The sequence below is a fragment of the Streptomyces boetiae genome, from assembly GCF_031845405.1.
GTDB classification, from domain to species: domain Bacteria; phylum Actinomycetota; class Actinomycetes; order Streptomycetales; family Streptomycetaceae; genus Streptomyces; species Streptomyces boetiae.
Map to the genome: position 1 here is coordinate 32,589 of NZ_JAVREN010000021.1, position 14,663 is coordinate 47,251.

The following is a 14,663-nucleotide window of genomic DNA, read 5'->3' on the forward strand; positions in this document are numbered from 1 at the left end:
CAAGGCGGATGCCCTGCCCGGCAGAGGGCATCCATGAGGTTCCGGCCTGCGCACGGCGGGCCCCGGGGCTCAACATGGGCATTCTCCAGTCGGGTTCGCTGAACTGCTCTCCGCGGACAGTAAGCTCGCCACGACAGCCGGTGAGCACGCGGAGCGCGTGCATCCGGGGCGGACCTCGCTGGAGGACGCATGGATACCCAAGGGATCGGACGACGGATCGCCTATTGGCGGGGACGGCGACGGCTCACGCAGGCCGACTTCGGGACGTTGATGGGCAGATCACGGCGGTGGGTGCAGGACATTGAGGGCGGCCACCGGCAGGCCGACCCGCGGTTGTCGGTGCTGGAGCAGGCGGCGCAGGTCCTGAAGGTGAGGCTGGAGACGCTGCTGTCCGACGAGGCCATGCGCTCGGACCGCCCATGCGTCGACGCCGCCGAACTGGCCGAGATCCGCGCCACCTTGTACCGGCACGACATACTGACGGGCTCCTGCGCGAGCGCAGGTCCGCCCGAACTTGCGACCCTCCGCCGGAACATTGCCTACGGCTGGACGGCCTTCCAGGCGTCCAACTACTCGCCGCTGGGAAGGGTGCTGCCTCCCCTACTGGTGGGGGCCAACCAGGCCGCCGCCCACTCCACCGGCGCGGCCCGGGACGAAGCCTTCGTCCTACTCGCGCTGACCTACCAACTCGCCGCCGCGGCAGCGACCAAGTTCGAAGACGGCGACCTCGCCTGGCATGCCTCCGACCGAGCCGTCGTGGCAGCGGAACGCTCGGGCGATCCCGTCGCGCGCGCCGGAGCGGCGCGCCACCTGAGCGATGCGCTGTTCCATCGCGGAAGGGGCCAGGAGGCCGTGGCCCTGGCCACGGACACGGCCGCGGACTTGGAGGGCGATCTCCGCGCACGCGGCGAAGAAGGGCTCAGCGTCCTGGGCATGCTCTATCTCAAGGCGACGATGGCCGCCGCGCACCGAGAGGATCACCGCGCGGTTCCCGGCCTTCTCCACGAGGCCGAGAGCGTGGCGCAACGCCTCGGCGGAGACCGCAACGCCCTGTGGACCGCCTTCGGCCCGACCAACGTGCGCATCCACCGGGTCTCCGCGATGGTTCGCCTCCACGAGGGGCGCGCCGCGGTGGCGGAGGCGGAGCGGATCGGCCGTTCGGCACTCGATGCCCTGCCCAGGGAACGCCGGGCCCTGCACCGCGTCGATGCGGCCCGCGGGCTTCTTCAGTCCGGACGACGTCCGGAGGCGGTGTCCGCGTTGCTGGAGGCGGAGGAGGAGGCTGCGGAGGAGGTGCGCTGTCGGGCCAAATCCCGCAAGCTGGTCGAGGAATTGACCTTGCTGGGCGCGGGTTCTGCCGAGGGGCGGTTGCGCGGACTGGCCGCGCGGTGTGGACTCCCCGCATGACGTCCTCGCGCGTTCTCTATCTGGTCGCCTGCGCCGCGCCGCCGAGCCAGGAGGTGCACACGGGGATCGCCACGGCCCAAGCGGCCGGATGGGATGTGTGCCTGGTGCTGACGCCGAGCGCGGCCCGGTGGCTGGAGAACGACCTGCCGCGGCTCGCGGAGATCACGGGGCATCCCGTGCGCAGCGCGTACAAGCGCCCGGGCGAGCCGGACGTGCTGCCTGCGCCGGACGCGATCCTCGTCGCCCCGGCCACCTCGAACACGATCAACAAGTGGGCGCAGGGCATCTCCGACACGCTGGCGCTGGGCCTGATCACCGAGGCCATCGGTCTCGGCGTGCCGCTGGTGGCTCTTCCCTACCTGAATCAGGCGCAGGCGGCGCACCCGGCCTTCGCCCGCAGCGTTGCCACCCTCCGGGCGAGCGGGGTCGCCGTCCTGCTCGGGGAGGGGGGATTCGTGCCCCACCCGGCGCGGAAGGGGACGTTGGAGACCTTCTCGTGGGACGCCGGAGTGGCGGCCCTGGCGACGGTCACGCCGTAGGCCGGTACCGGCGGAGGTGGCGATGAGGTGGGGGTCGGCCGCCAAGGCCGTGCTCAAGACCGGGCCTGATCGGGAGGTCGTGGCCGTGTATCCGTACCGGTCGGCCTGTCCCGGGTCGGTGTGGCGGGGGTTGATCACGGGGGCCCGGGAGCAGCTCACGTTCGCGGGGTATACGAACTACTTCCTGTGGCTGGACCAGCCGAACCTGGCGGTCGTGCTGCGGAAGAAGGCGCGGGCCGGGGTGCGGGTGCGGTTTCTGTTGGGGGATCCCGAGTCGGAGGTGACGCGGCGGCGGGAGGCCGTGGAGCGGACGGCGTTGACCGTGTCGACGCGGATTCGGATCACCTTGGAGCACCTGGAGCGGCTGGCCGGGGTGGAGGGGATCGAGGCGCGGCGCAGCCAGGCCGAGCAGCACGTCGCGCTGTCGGTGTTCCGCTTCGACGACCAGATGCTGGTGACGCCGCACCTGGCGTATCTCGTGGGCCACGACTCGCCGTTGCTGCACCTGCGGCGGCTCCAGGACGACGGGATGTTCGACCGGTTCGCAGCGCACGTGGAGACGTTGTGGGACGAGGCACGGGCGGAGCAGGGCTAAGGGGCCGGGGCGGGCGGGGGGCCCACGATCGCGTGGAGGGCCGCGAGGTGGCGGTGGTAGGCGGTGCGGCCCTCGGGGGTGAGGTGGAGCCAGACGCGTTGGCGGGTGTCGCGGGTGGCCTTGCGCTGGGCGACGTAGCCGGCGTCCATCAGGACGGTGACGTGTTTGCTCAGGACGGAAGCAGAGACGCCCAAGTGGCTCTGGACGCGGGCGAATTCGGCCTCACCCGCCGTGTCGAGGAGGGCGCAGACGCGCAGTCGGTTCGGGGCGTGGATCGTGGCGTCGAAACCGGACAGGGGGTCCGGGGAGTCGGCGCTCACGAAGCGTTCCGCCGGTGCAGGCGGATGAAGGCGCGGTGGAAGGCGAGGGAGACGGCAGCGCCGAGGACGGAGGCGGCGAGGGGCCAGGCCGGGGAGCCGGTGGCGCGGAAGGCGTAGGCCGAGCCCACCAGGAGGACGGGCAGGGCGACGAAGAGGGGGACGGTCGCCCGCTTGGGGAGGACGTCGAGGCGCAGGGCGACGCCCGTGGCGGCGCGCCACCGGTTCGCCGCGGCGGCGAAGAGGGCCAGGAACGTCACGATCAGCGCCGCCGTGAGCGCCAGCCAGGCCGGGCGGGGCAGAAGCCAGTCGCGGTCGGCGACGAAGCCCGCGTAGGCGATGGGGAGCGCGGCGAGGTAGAGCGCGATGGCGGTGGCGAACCAGGCCGGCCACGGGGTGGCGGAGAGGGCCGCCGTGGAGGCGCGGACCCGCTCGGCGTCGGCGAGGGCGGCCCGGGCCTGGTCGGGGGTCAGAGGTGCGCTGCTGGTTTCCATGACGGAAAGAGTAGCCGCAAGTTTCCGGGATGGAAAGAGACGGTTTTCCGGTGCGGCAAGACAGGGGGCGGGGGGCGGACCCCGATAATTTCCGCATGTCGCTGAGCCGTCGCGTCTGGGACCTCGTGCTGCCGCCGCTGGTCGGCCTGTACCTGTGCGCCGTCGTCCTCGACGGCACGGAGGGGGACGGCGCGGCTCCCGCACTGGCGGGCGTCGCCGCGGCCGTTGTCCAGGGGGCGGCGCTGCGGTGGCGGCGGGCGCGGCCCGTGGCGGTGTTCGGCGTGACGCTCGTCGGCGGAGCCGTGATCCATCTCGTCGCGCCGGAAGGGGTGTTCCCCTACGCCGGGCTGTTCGCGATCGGGGCCCTGGCGGCGCTGCGGCCCCCGCGCGTCTCGCTGCCCGCGCTCGCCGCGCTGCTGGCGTTGACCGCGCTCAACTACCTGACCGGCCCGGCCGTGGACGCGCACTTCGCGATGACCGTGCCGGTGATCGCCTGGGCGCTGGGCGACGCGGCGCGCAGTCGGCGCAACGCCGTGGAGCAGGCCGCCCGTCGGGCCATCGCGGAGGAACGGGACCGAATCCAACGGGAGTTGCACGACGTGATCGCGCACAGCGTCTCGGTGATGGTGGTCCAGGCCGCCGCGGCGGGGGACGTGTTCGACCAACGGCCGGACCAGGCGCGGGAGTCGCTGGCCGCGATCGAGACGGCGGGGCGCGAGACGCTGGGCGAGCTGCGCCGCCTGCTGGCCTCCGGCGAGGGGGAACGGCACCCGCAGCCGGGCCTCGACCGGCTGCCCGAGCTGGTAACGCCCCTGCGGACCGCCGGGCTTGAGGTGACGCTGAGCACGGACGTTCCCGGGCCGCTGCCCGCCGGGGTCGAGCTGTCGGCGTTCCGCATCGCGCAGGAGGCGCTGACGAACGCCCTGCGGCACGCCGCCGGGGCCACCCGCGTGGAGGTGCGGGTGTGCGCCACGGAGGCGGCCGTGGAGATCGAGGTGCGGGACAACGGCCGCCCGGGCGCCCCGGCCAGGGCGGGCCGGACGACGGGGTCCGGCGCCGGACTCGCGGGGATGCGGGAGCGGGCGGCGATGCTCGGCGGAACGCTCGCGGCGGGGCCGACGGGCGACGGCTTCCGCGTGCGGGCGGTGCTGCCGCTCAACGACCGGGCGGAGGCGGGGCGTTAGGCCACGCGGACGCGGGGCGTCGAGCCGGGCCGCAACGTCAGTCCCGCAGCGCCGCGTTGAGCCGCGCCGCCTGCCGGGTGAGGTGGGTGTGCTCCGCGAGGTTGGGGGCCTTCTGGGCCGCCTCGGCGTACAGGCGGGCGGCCGTCGCCGCGTCGCCCGCGCGTTCGTGGAGGTAGGCGACCGCGGCGGCGTGGCGCGGGAGCGTGGCGTCCAGCTCCGCCAGGGCCGCGAGGCCGGCCCGCGGTCCGTCCGCCTCGCCCACCGCGACCGCCCGGTTGAGGCGGACGACGGGGCTGTCGTTGAAGCGCAGCAGCTCGTCGTACCACTCCACGATCTGCACCCAGTCGGTCTCCTCCGCGCGGGGCGCGTCCGCGTGCAGGGCGGCGATGGCGGCCTGGGCCTGGAACTCGCCCAGCCGGTCGCGGGCCAGCGCCGTCTGGAGGATGTGCACGCCCTCGGCGATCGCGGCCGTGTCCCACCGGCCGCGGTCCTGCTCGGCCAGCGGGACCAGGCTGCCGTCGGCGGCGGTGCGGGCCGCGCGCCGGGCGTGGTGGAGCAGCATGAGGGCCAACAGCCCGGCGACCTCGGGGTGTTCGATGGCGGCGGCGAGCTGCCGGGCGAGCCGGATGGCCTCCACCGCCAGGTCGACATCGCCGGAGTAGCCCTCGTTGAACACCAGGTAGAGGACGCGCAGCACGGTGCCCACGTCGCCCGGCCGGTCGAGGCGCACCCGGGAGACCGTCCGCTTGGCGCGGCTGATGCGCTGGGCCATCGTCGCCTCGGGTACCAGGTAGGCCGCGGCGATCTGACGCGTCGTCAACCCGCCCACGGCGCGCAGGGTGAGCGCGACCGCGGAGGAGGCGGACAACGACGGGTGGGCGCACAGGAAGTAGAGCTGGAGCGTGTCGTCCGCGGTGGGCGCGGGCCCCGGCGGCGGCTCCCGGTCGACGGCGTCCTCGCGCCGGCGGCGGGCGGCCTCCGCGCGGGTGGCGTCGAGGAACCGGCGCCAGGCGACGGTGACCAGCCAGCCCTTCGGGTCGCGCGGGGGGTCCTCGGGCCAGGTGCGGACCGCCTCGACCAGGGCGTCCTGCACGGCGTCCTCGGCCGCCGCGAAGTCGGCTCCGCGGCGGACGAGGATCGCGAGCACGGTCGGCGTCAGGCTCCGCAGCAGGGCCTCGTCCGCCGCCGGGGGCAGGGGGTGGTTCACCGCCGCGGTCACTCCGTGATGGTGGGCGCCGTGCCGTAGAACGGGCGCAGCTCCAGCCACTCGTGGATCGGCTTCCCGCCCGCGCCGGGGGCGGCGGACAGCTCCCCGGCCAGCTCGACGGCGCGCTCCTGGCTGTCCACGTCGATCACCATCCAGCCGGCGATGAGGTCCTTGGTTTCGGGGAACGGCCCGTCGGTGACCGGCGGGCGGCCCTCGCCGTCGTACTGGACCCACATGCCCTCGGGGGCGAGCGCCTGGCCGTCGACGAACTCGCCGGTCTCCCGCAGCCGGTCCGCGAACTCCTCCATGTAACGGATGTGGGCGGAGATCTCCTCGGGCGTCCACCGGTCCATGGGGACGTTGTTGACCGGGTCGGGGGCGCCGCGGTAGTGCTTCAGGAGCAGGTACTTGGCCATGGTGTCTCTCCTCTGTGCCGACGCGACCCATTCTGGTCACGTTCACTGCGGGGACGGAGCCGCCCGCGGCTTCTCGACATCCCCGGCGAAGTTTTTCTGACTCCCGTGGAGGAACCGGCCGGCGCCCGTGGGGTGGGGCCGCCCGACGCGCCCGCCCGGCCCTACGCTGTGCGGCATGAGCGACCAGCCCGGCCGGCCCTCCCGGCCCGAGGGGGCGCCGCCCGTGCGCGTCCTCCTCGCCGACGACCAGGCCCTGGTCAGGACCGGTTTCCGCATGATCATCGACTCCCGCCCCGGACTTGAGGTGGTCGGCGAGGCCGGGGACGGCGAGGAGGCCGCGGTGCTGACCGCGACCCTGAAGCCCGATGTCGTGCTGATGGACGTGCGGATGCCGCACGTGGACGGCATCGAGGCCATCCGGCGGATCGTGTCCTCCGGCAGCCCGGCCCGGATCGTGGTGCTGACGACCTACGACGTGGACGAGGCCGTGCACGCGGCGCTGCGGGCGGGGGCCTGCGGCTTCCTGCTGAAGGACGTGCGGCCCGCCGACCTGGTCGAGGCGATCGGGGTGGTCGCGGGCGGGGACGCGCTGCTGGCACCCTCGGTGACGCGGCGGCTGCTGGAGCGCTTCGCGCCGGCGCTGCCCGCCGCGCGGGAGGGGCGCCCGGCGGGGCTGGACGCGCTCAGCCCGCGGGAGTTCGAGGTGCTGCGGCTGGTCGCACACGCCCTGTCCAACGCCGAGATCGGCGCCCGCCTCGGGCTGACCGAGGCCACGGTGAAGGCGCACGTCTCCGGCGTCCTGCGCAAGCTCGGCCTGCGCGACCGGGTGCAGGCGGTGGTGCTGGCGTACGACCTTCGGCTGGTGCGCCCGCGCCCCGAGTAATCCCCGGGGCGTGCGGCATCCGACGGAAGTAGGTGGTCAACGCTGCACCGTACGCCGGATGTGCCGACCCGGACGCGTTGCGTAACGTCCCTGGTGACCGGTCACCGAACGTCACCGCGAGTCGCCCCGAGCAGCACCGCGATTCGCCACACGAAGGGGATACGCATCATGCCGTGGAGGCCGCGCACCATGGGTGCCGCGCTGCTCGCGCTGCCGCTGCTGGCGGCCGTACCGGCCGTGGCCGGGGAGGTGCCCGACCGGGCCGGGGCGCCGGCCGCGCAGCTCTACGTCGCGCCCTGGGGGGACGACGCCTGGCCCGGGACCGAGGGACGCCCCTTCGCGACCCCGGCCCGCGCGCAGCAGGCCGTCCGCGCCCTGGCCGACGGAGGGGAGGGAGGGGACGAGGGGGCGAGCGCCCGGGGCGAGGTGATCGTGCACCTGCGCGGCGGGACGTACCGGCTGGACCGGCCGCTGGACTTCGACGGGACGGCCGGGGACTCGGGCGCGGGCGGCCACCGGGTGGTGTATCAGGCGTACGGGTTCGGGACGCCGCGCCAGGAGCGGGTCACGCTCAGCGGCGGCCGGGAGGTCACCGGCTGGGAGCCGGCCGGGGGCGGGCTGTGGCGCGCGGAGGTCGGGGACCTCGACACCCGCCAGCTCTACGTCGACGGCCGGCGCGCGCCCCGCGCCGCCGCGCGGGAGGTCCCCGAGCTGCACCCGACCGAGGCCGGGTTCGTCACCGAGTCCACCGCGCCGCAGGAGTGGGAGCGGCCGGGCGACGTGGAGCTGGTCCACACCTTCGCCGACTCCTACTCCGAGGGCCGCTGCGGCGTGGCCTCCGTCCGGGGCGACGCCACGGGGACCGAGGTCGTGATGGACCAGCCCTGCCACCGCCGGGCCCGGGACATCTACGCGGAGCTGTACGGCGCGGACAACGGCCAGGGCCTGATACCGCCGACCGCCGTGGAGAACGACCCCTCCTTCCTGCCGGAGCGCCCCGGGAGCTGGTATCTGGACCGCTCCGAGCCTGGGCGGCACGTGCTCTATCTCAACGGCCGCCCGCGCGGCGGCGTGGTGGCGCCGGTGCTGGAGCGGCTGGTCACCGGGCGGGGAACGGCCGGGGAGCCGCTGCACGACCTGGCGCTGCGGGGCCTTGAGTTCACCGAGGCGGGCTGGACGGCGCCCAGCGGCCCGGACGGCTTCCCGCACATCATCGGCACCTGGTACTACACGGGCGAGGACCCCACGGCGCAGGAGGCGGCGACGATGCCGGCGGCGCTGTCGTTCTCCGGCGCGCGCGACCTCTCCTTCGAGGGGAACCGCTTCACGCGGCTCGGGGCCTCGGCTCTCGAACTGGCCGGCCGCACCCGGGACATCGAGATACGCGCGAACACCGTGGAGGACGTCTCCGGCGGCGGCTTCCACGTGCAGAGCGCGGACGAGGACCCGGCGGCGGCGCCGCGCGGCATCGAAGTGGTGGACAACTGGGTGCACCACGCCGGCCGCGACTACCGGGGCTCGTGGGGCATCCTGCTGAACCAGACGCACGACTCGCTGATCGCGCACAACGAGGTGGCCCACATCCCCTACTCGGGCATCGCGCACCTGAACGTCGCCGGGGACGGCACGACCACCGGCGGCCTGCGGATCACGGACAACCTGGTGCACCACACCAACTCCGTGCTCATCGACGGCGGGGGAATCTACGGAAACGGCCCGCAGGGCCCGTCGTTCGAGGAGGGCGCGCTGGTCGAGCGCAACGTCGTGCACCACGCGGACGGCCCGGCCGCCACCGCCGCCGAGTACCCGCCCTACGCCCTGTACCCGGACGACGGCGGGGACATGGTGACGTACCGGGACAACGTCCTGTTCGCCAACCAGGCGAGCGTGGGCGGGGTCGCGCCGCGCGGGATCCGGTTCGAGGGGACGTTCCTGGACGACGAGAGCGCCTACTGGTGGGAAGGGGACGGCGAGCAGGTGGAGTTCGCGGGCTCCACCCGGCTCTCGCCGCTCGCCCCGCGCGCGGACTGCCGCGCCCGGCCCGCCTGCGCGGCCGTGCTGGACGGCGCGGGACTGCTCAGCCCACGCCGCTGACGGCCGCCGAGGAGCGGGCGAGGAGGGAGTCCAGGATCTCCCCGGCCCGCACGGCCGCCGTGGACAGCAGGGTGGAGGTGATGCCGTGGGTGTGCTCGGTGGCGCCCTGGAGGTAGATCCCGGCGGTCAGCCGCTCGGCCGTGGCCACCCGGTGGTCGCGGCCGACGCGGACGGCGTCCTCGTCGTCCCGCTCGCAGAGCTTGGAGAGGTCCCCGAGCAGGGCGGCGAGGTCCCGCGGCCGGTACCCCGTGCCGTGCACCAGCACGTCGGCCTCCAGCACCTGGCGTTCGCCCGTGGGCAGGTACTCGACCGTCAGCGACAGGCCCTCGGGGCCGTCCTGGACCTCGCGGATGCGCGAGACGTTCATCATCCGCAGGCGGCGCCGGCCGGTGACCTTCTCGCGGTAGAGCGTCGCGGACAGGGACTCGATCAGGTCCATGTCCACCACGGAGTAGTTGGTGGAGCGGTGGTAGTCGTCCAGGGAGCGCTTCACGTTCTGCGGGGAGCCGTGGTAGACGTCCACGGCCTCCGGGTCGAAGATCCGGTTGGCCAGCGGGCTGTCGTCGGCCGGGGTGTAGCCGTACTTGGCGAAGACCGAGCACACCTCGGCCTGGGGGAAGGTGCGGTGCAGGTAGTCGACGGCCTCCGCCGCGGACTGCCCGGCGCCCAGCACCACGGCCCGCCGCACCGCGCCAGGCCCGCCGGGGACGTTCGCCGCCCGGTCGAGCAACTGGCTGGTGTGCCACACGCGTTCGGACAGGGCGGTACCCGGCGGCAGGTGCGGCTCCAGGCCGGTGGCCACGCAGAGGTTCCGCGTGCGGCGCACCACGGTGCCGCCCCCGGCGGGGTCGCGGCTGGTCACCTCCAGCCAGCGGACCTCGCCCCGCTCGTCGGTGACCGGCTCCACGGCCAGCACCTCCGCGCCGTACTCCACGAGGTGGTCCACCCGCGAGGCCGCCCACTCGAAGTACGCGTGGAACTCCACCCGCAGCGGGAAGAACGTCTTCTGGTTCAGGAAGTCGACCAGCCGCCCCTGCTCGTGCAGGTAGCTCACGAAGGAGAAGTCGCTCGTGGGGTTCCGCAGGGTCACCAGGTCCTTGAGGAACGACACCTGCATGGTGGCGTCCTCGATGAGCATGCCCCGGTGCCAGCCAAAGCGCGGCTGGGCCTCCAGGAATCCGGCCTTCAGGCGCCGGTCCAGCCGGTCGAGCGGCAGCGAGGCGTTGTACTCCTCGATCGCCACCGCCAGCGCCAGATTTGACGGCCCGAACCCCACGCCCACTATGTCGTAGATCGCATCCGAACCACTCGGCAGCGTCTTCACCGCGGCATCGCCTCCTCAGCCCGGGACATGTTAGGTAAGGTTTGCCTAACCTCGCAAGGGAGTCCGGGAGACTCGGAAGACCGCGAGGGTCCGAAGAGCCCGAAGAAGTCCGGCAGAAGGGAACGCGCGGCATGAGGGTCGCCATGTTCGGCTACCAGACCTGGGGGCACCGCACCCTCCAGGCGCTGTTCGACGCGGGTCACGAGGTGGCGCTCGTGGTCACACACCCCGCGAGCGACCACGCCTACGAGAAGATCTGGGACGACTCGGTCGCCGAACTGGCCGGGAAGCACGGCGTTCCGGTGCTGCTGCGCCGGCGCCCCGACGACGAGGAGCTGCTGACCGCTCTGCGGGACGCGGCCCCCGAGATCATCGTGGCGAACAACTGGCGCACCTGGCTGCCGCCGGAGATCTTCGGCCTCCCCCCGCACGGGACGCTCAACATCCACGACTCGCTGCTCCCGGCCTACGCCGGCTTCTCCCCGATCATCTGGGCCCTGATCAACGGCGAGCGCCAGGTGGGCGTCACCGCGCACCGGATGGACGCCGCGCTGGACGCCGGGGACATCCTGCTCCAGCACGCCGTCCCCGTGGGGCCGCGCGACACGGCCACCGACCTCTTCCACCGCACGGTGGACCTGATCGGCCCGATCGTGCGCGACTCCCTGGACCTCATCGCCTCCGGCCGGGCGCGGTGGACGCCGCAGGACCGCTCCCGGGCCTCGTTCTTCCACAAGCGCTCGCTGGAGGACAGCCGGATCGACTGGAGCTGGCCCGCCGAGGACCTGGAGCGCCTGGTACGGGCGCAGTCCGACCCCTACCCCAACGCCTTCACGCACTACCGGGGCGAGCGCGTGCGCATCGTCGAGGCCGGGATATCCGAGGGGCTCTACGGCGGCACGCCGGGGCGGGTGTTCATCCCCGAGGGCGACGGCGTGGTGATCGTCGCGGGCGCGGACGCGCGGCGCGGGCGCGGCCACGGCCTGCTGGTGCGCAAGGTGCGCCGGGAGGACGGCACGGAGCTGCCCGCCCGCGAGTTCTTCCGCACCATGGGCGGCTACCTCACCGCCCGCCCCTGAGGCCCGCCGGGCCCCGCCCCTAGGACGAGGCGGAGGCGGGGACCTCGGCCCCGGCCGGGGCCGGCGCGTGGTGGCGCCCGAGGGGGATGACCATCGGGGTCCCGCTGACCGGGTCGGGGTCGATGCGGCAGCGCAGGCCGAAGACCTCGGCCACGGTCTCCCGCGTGATGACCGCGGCCGGGGCCCCCTCCGCCACGACCCGGCCCTCCTTCATCGCGATGAGGTGATCGGCGTACCGGCAGGCCTGGTTGAGGTCGTGCAGCACCATCACGACGGTGCGGCCCTCGTTGCGGTTCAGGTCGGTGATCAGGTCCAGCACCTCGATCTGGTGGGCCAGGTCGAGGTAGGTGGTCGGCTCGTCCAGCAGCAGCACGGGCGTTCCCTGGGCCACGGCCATGGCGATCCACGCGCGCTGCCGCTGCCCGCCGGAGAGCTCGTCCACCGGCCGGTCGGCCAGCTCGGTCATCCCGGTGGCGGCCAGCGCCGCGTGGACGGCCTCCTCGTCGCCGCGCGACCACTGCCGCCACCAGGTCTGGTGCGGCGAACGCCCGCGGCTGACCAGGTCGATGACGCTCAGGCCCTCGGGGGCGACGGGGCTCTGCGGCAGGATGCCCAGCCGCTGGGCGAGTTCGCGGGAGGGGTAGTCCGCCAGGGCGCGCCCGTCGAGCCGGACCGCGCCCTGGCGGGGCGTCAGCAGCCGGGCCAGGGCGCGCAGCAGCGTGGACTTGCCGCAGGCGTTGGCCCCGACGATGGCGGTGACGCGGCCCGGCGGCACGGCCAGGTCCAGGCCCTCGGCCACCGTGCGGTCACCGTAGCCCAAGTGCAGCCCGTCGGCCCGCAGTTCGGGCCCACGCACGTGATCCATGGACGATCAGCCTCCCGAGCCCGCGCGGTTCACGCGGATGAGCAGCCAGAGCAGGAACGGGGCGCCCAGCACCCCGGTGACGACGCCGACCGGCAGCTCGGTGCCGGGGATCAGCTCCCGGGCGGCCAGGTCGGAGAGCAGGACGACCAGCCCGCCGGTCAGGCCCGAGGCGATCAGCGGCGGCCAGGCCGCGCCGGTCAGCCGCTGCGCGATCTGCGGGGCGGCCAGGGCCACGAACGCGACGGGGCCCGCCGCGGCCGTTCCGAAGGCGACCAGGCCGACGCCGGTCAGCAGCAGCGCCAGCCGCACGCGTTGCACCGGGGTGCCCAGCGCGGTGGCGACCTCGTCGCCGAGCTGGAGGTTGCGCGTCCAGCGGCCCAGCAGCAGCGCCGCGGGCACCAGCACGGCCAGGGCCCGGACCAGGGGCGTGACGTGGTCCCAGTTGCGGGCGTTGAGGTTGCCCACCAGCCAGCCGATGGCGGCCTGGGCCTCCTGCATGCCGCCGCGGGCGGTGAGGTAGTCGGTGAAGCTGGTGCACATCCACGCCAGGCCGATGCCGATCAGGACGATCCGGTACCCGGTGGTGCCGCGCTTCCAGGACAGCGCGTAGATCAGCAGCGCGGTGGCCGTCGCGCCGAGCAGCCCGAGGGTCTGGGTGCCCAGGCCGCTGCCCCAGCCCAGGACCACGCCGCCGACCACGGCGGCCCCGGCGCCCTGGGTGATGCCGATCATGTCGGGGCTGGCCAGAGGGTTGCGGGTCATCGTCTGGAAGATGGCCCCGGACATCCCGAAGGCCACGCCCACCAGCAGGCCGGTCAGGGCGCGCGGCAGCCGGAACTCCCGCACCACCAGGGCGTTTCCCGGATCGCCCGTGCCGGCCAGGCCGCCGAGGACCTCCGGCAGCGACAGCGGGAAGTCGCCCACCGCCAGGCTCCAGCAGAAGACGCCGAAGACGGCGGCCAGGAGCACGCCGCAGACGGCGAGCTGGCGGGGCCGAAGGTAGCCGGAGACGGGCGGCACGCGCAGGCGGAACGTCCGGCGCCGGGAGACCGGGCCACCGCCGGGGGTGCCGGGGCCCGCGAGGGGTCCGTCCCGGGTGTTCTCGACGCCGGACGCGCCGGACGCGCCGGCGGCGGCCCGGCCGGCACCGGTGCGGTCCGCGCGCGCCTGCTCCGCGCCGGTCGCCGCGCCCGCGCGGGAGTCGCTCAGATCCGTCACGCTCAGACCTCCGCGAAGTGCCGGCGCCGCACGAGCGCGATGAAGAACGGGCCGCCGATGAACGCCACCAGCACGCCCGCCTGGATCTCCAGCGGCCGGGCCACGACCCGCCCCAGCACGTCCGCGGCCAGCAGCAGGCAGGGCGCCAGCGCGGCCGAGACGGGCAGCAGCCAGCGGTGGTCGGGCCCGATCCCGGCGCGCGCGGCGAACACCCGGGCCAGGTGCGGCACGACCAGCCCGAGGAAGACGACCGGGCCGATGAGGGCGACCGCGGCCCCCGTCAGCAGCGTCACCGCGGCGACCCCGGCGAGCCGGATCAGGCCGGTGCGCCGCCCGAGCGCGGCGGCCACGTCCTCGCCCAGCGCGAGGCTGTTGAGCGCGGGCGTGCAGGCCAGGGCCAGCGCCGCCCCGGCGACGAGGAAGGGCAGCACGGTCAGGAGCTGGTCGGCGGCCTGCCGCTCGGCCAGCGAGCCGGCGCTCCAGAAGCGGTACCGGTTCAGCGACTCGGGCTGGGTCAGCACGAACGCGCTGGTGAGCGAGGTCAGCAGCGCGGTGATGGCGACCCCGGCCAGCGCGAGCTTCACTGGTGTGAGGCCGGAACGCCCGGCGTTGCCCAGCAGGTAGACGCCGACGCTGGCGGCCAGCGCGCCCACGAAGGCGAACAGGATGCGGCCCTGCGCCGAGCCGACCCCGAGGGTGACAGCCGCGACGACGAGGGCGAACGCGGCGCCCGCGCTGACACCGAGGATGCCCGGGTCGGCCAGCGGGTTGCGGGTGAGGGCCTGCATCAGCGCGCCGGAGAGGCCGAGGGCGGCGCCGGTGGCCAGCGCCAGGAGGGTGCGCGGGACGCGGGCCTCCCAGACGATGTTCTCCACCTGGCGGTCGGGGGCGGTGCCCAGCAGCGTCCGGATCACGTCCAGGGGCGGGATGTCCCGCGCGCCCAGGCCGAGCGAGAGCAGGCACAGCGTCAGCAGCGCGGCGGCGAGCGCCAGCACCAGCAGCCCGCGGGCAGCGCGCGTGCGGCCTCGTCCCATGCTCGTC

Annotated in this window: 15 protein-coding genes; 7 read left to right on the forward strand and 8 right to left on the reverse strand. The window is 74.3% G+C overall.

Annotation, left to right across the window (positions count from 1 at the left end; all coding sequences use genetic code 11):
* Positions 1–189: 189 nt before the first annotated feature.
* Genes RM780_RS15595 through RM780_RS15605 form a run of 3 tightly spaced genes read left to right on the forward strand, consistent with a single transcriptional unit; the run spans position 190 to position 2,541 of the window.
* Positions 190–1,407: a helix-turn-helix domain-containing protein gene (locus tag RM780_RS15595; RefSeq protein ID WP_311631322.1), complete on the forward strand. Its 1,218-nt coding sequence runs from the start codon at positions 190–192 to the stop codon at positions 1,405–1,407.
* Positions 1,404–1,946 carry a flavoprotein gene (locus tag RM780_RS15600; RefSeq protein ID WP_311631323.1) on the forward strand — a complete coding sequence of 181 codons (543 nt, stop codon included), beginning with the start codon at positions 1,404–1,406 and terminating at the stop codon, positions 1,944–1,946. The genes RM780_RS15595 and RM780_RS15600 overlap by 4 nt, the downstream gene beginning before the upstream one ends.
* Before the next feature lie 22 nt (positions 1,947–1,968).
* The gene (locus RM780_RS15605; protein WP_311631324.1) at positions 1,969–2,541 is read left to right on the forward strand and encodes a hypothetical protein; all 573 of its coding nucleotides are present in this window, start codon (positions 1,969–1,971) and stop codon (positions 2,539–2,541) included.
* Here RM780_RS15605 and RM780_RS15610 read toward each other — a convergent pair.
* Positions 2,538–2,861 carry a transcriptional regulator gene (locus tag RM780_RS15610; RefSeq protein WP_311631325.1) on the reverse strand — a complete coding sequence of 108 codons (324 nt, stop codon included), beginning with the start codon at positions 2,859–2,861 and terminating at the stop codon, positions 2,538–2,540. The genes RM780_RS15605 and RM780_RS15610 overlap by 4 nt on opposite strands.
* A complete protein-coding gene (locus tag RM780_RS15615; RefSeq protein ID WP_311631326.1) occupies positions 2,858–3,352 on the reverse strand; it encodes a hypothetical protein in 495 nt (164 codons plus the stop codon). Before RM780_RS15615 ends, RM780_RS15610 begins: the two co-directional genes overlap by 4 nt.
* Positions 3,353–3,447: 95 nt before the next feature.
* Between RM780_RS15615 and RM780_RS15620 the strand changes: the two genes are divergently transcribed.
* Positions 3,448–4,536 carry a sensor histidine kinase gene (locus tag RM780_RS15620; RefSeq protein WP_311631327.1) on the forward strand — a complete coding sequence of 363 codons (1,089 nt, stop codon included), beginning with the start codon at positions 3,448–3,450 and terminating at the stop codon, positions 4,534–4,536.
* Between the two features lie 37 nt (positions 4,537–4,573).
* Here RM780_RS15620 and RM780_RS15625 read toward each other — a convergent pair whose 3' ends face one another.
* Together RM780_RS15625 and RM780_RS15630 are read right to left on the reverse strand one after the other, a co-directional pair.
* Positions 4,574–5,755, reverse strand: coding sequence for an RNA polymerase sigma factor (locus RM780_RS15625; RefSeq protein ID WP_394812987.1), 1,182 nt, complete (start codon positions 5,753–5,755; stop codon positions 4,574–4,576).
* Entirely contained in the window at positions 5,752–6,159 is a 408-nt protein-coding gene (locus tag RM780_RS15630; protein ID WP_311631328.1) for a YciI family protein, read from the reverse strand. The genes RM780_RS15625 and RM780_RS15630 overlap by 4 nt, the downstream gene beginning before the upstream one ends.
* Positions 6,160–6,334: 175 nt before the next feature.
* Here RM780_RS15630 and RM780_RS15635 point away from each other — a divergent pair, with 175 nt between their 5' ends.
* Together RM780_RS15635 and RM780_RS15640 are read left to right on the forward strand one after the other, a co-directional pair.
* Entirely contained in the window at positions 6,335–7,042 is a 708-nt protein-coding gene (locus RM780_RS15635) for a response regulator transcription factor (RefSeq protein WP_311631329.1), read from the forward strand.
* A gap of 168 nt (positions 7,043–7,210) precedes the next feature.
* A complete protein-coding gene (locus tag RM780_RS15640) occupies positions 7,211–9,136 on the forward strand; it encodes a right-handed parallel beta-helix repeat-containing protein (RefSeq protein ID WP_311631330.1) in 1,926 nt (641 codons plus the stop codon).
* Here the strand turns inward: RM780_RS15640 and RM780_RS15645 are convergent.
* On the reverse strand, positions 9,120–10,460 hold the full coding sequence (locus RM780_RS15645) for a lysine N(6)-hydroxylase/L-ornithine N(5)-oxygenase family protein (protein ID WP_311631331.1): 1,341 nt from the start codon (positions 10,458–10,460) through the stop codon (positions 9,120–9,122). The two genes, RM780_RS15640 and RM780_RS15645, sit on opposite strands and share 17 nt — an antisense overlap.
* 131 nt (positions 10,461–10,591) lie before the next feature.
* On the opposite strand from RM780_RS15645, the gene RM780_RS15650 reads away from it, so the two are divergent.
* Positions 10,592–11,539 carry a methionyl-tRNA formyltransferase gene (locus RM780_RS15650; RefSeq protein ID WP_311631332.1) on the forward strand — a complete coding sequence of 316 codons (948 nt, stop codon included), beginning with the start codon at positions 10,592–10,594 and terminating at the stop codon, positions 11,537–11,539.
* Between the two features lie 19 nt (positions 11,540–11,558).
* On the opposite strand, the gene RM780_RS15655 is transcribed toward RM780_RS15650, so the two are convergent.
* From RM780_RS15655 to RM780_RS15665, 3 genes are all read right to left on the reverse strand, one after another.
* Entirely contained in the window at positions 11,559–12,404 is an 846-nt protein-coding gene (locus RM780_RS15655) for an ABC transporter ATP-binding protein (RefSeq protein WP_311631333.1), read from the reverse strand.
* A gap of 6 nt (positions 12,405–12,410) precedes the next feature.
* Positions 12,411–13,430, reverse strand: coding sequence for a FecCD family ABC transporter permease (locus RM780_RS15660; protein ID WP_311631361.1), 1,020 nt, complete (start codon positions 13,428–13,430; stop codon positions 12,411–12,413).
* A 194-nt stretch (positions 13,431–13,624) separates the two neighbouring features.
* Positions 13,625–14,656 (reverse strand): FecCD family ABC transporter permease, encoded by a 1,032-nt coding sequence (locus RM780_RS15665; RefSeq protein WP_311631334.1) that lies wholly within the window; start codon positions 14,654–14,656, stop codon positions 13,625–13,627.
* Positions 14,657–14,663: the final 7 nt, after the last annotated feature.

Bases quoted from the DNA above. Each gene is read 5' to 3' on its own strand.
- RM780_RS15595 (WP_311631322.1), top strand. From the start codon at position 190: ATGGATACCCAAGGGATCGGACGACGGATCGCCTATTGGCGGGGACGG.
- RM780_RS15600 (WP_311631323.1), top strand. From the start codon at position 1,404: ATGACGTCCTCGCGCGTTCTCTATCTGGTCGCCTGCGCCGCGCCGCCG.
- RM780_RS15605 (WP_311631324.1), top strand. From the start codon at position 1,969: ATGAGGTGGGGGTCGGCCGCCAAGGCCGTGCTCAAGACCGGGCCTGAT.
- RM780_RS15615 (WP_311631326.1), bottom strand. From the start codon at position 3,352: ATGGAAACCAGCAGCGCACCTCTGACCCCCGACCAGGCCCGGGCCGCC.
- RM780_RS15620 (WP_311631327.1), top strand. From the start codon at position 3,448: ATGTCGCTGAGCCGTCGCGTCTGGGACCTCGTGCTGCCGCCGCTGGTC.
- RM780_RS15630 (WP_311631328.1), bottom strand. From the start codon at position 6,159: ATGGCCAAGTACCTGCTCCTGAAGCACTACCGCGGCGCCCCCGACCCG.
- RM780_RS15635 (WP_311631329.1), top strand. From the start codon at position 6,335: ATGAGCGACCAGCCCGGCCGGCCCTCCCGGCCCGAGGGGGCGCCGCCC.
- RM780_RS15640 (WP_311631330.1), top strand. From the start codon at position 7,211: ATGCCGTGGAGGCCGCGCACCATGGGTGCCGCGCTGCTCGCGCTGCCG.
- RM780_RS15650 (WP_311631332.1), top strand. From the start codon at position 10,592: ATGAGGGTCGCCATGTTCGGCTACCAGACCTGGGGGCACCGCACCCTC.
- RM780_RS15655 (WP_311631333.1), bottom strand. From the start codon at position 12,404: ATGGATCACGTGCGTGGGCCCGAACTGCGGGCCGACGGGCTGCACTTG.
- RM780_RS15665 (WP_311631334.1), bottom strand. From the start codon at position 14,656: ATGGGACGAGGCCGCACGCGCGCTGCCCGCGGGCTGCTGGTGCTGGCG.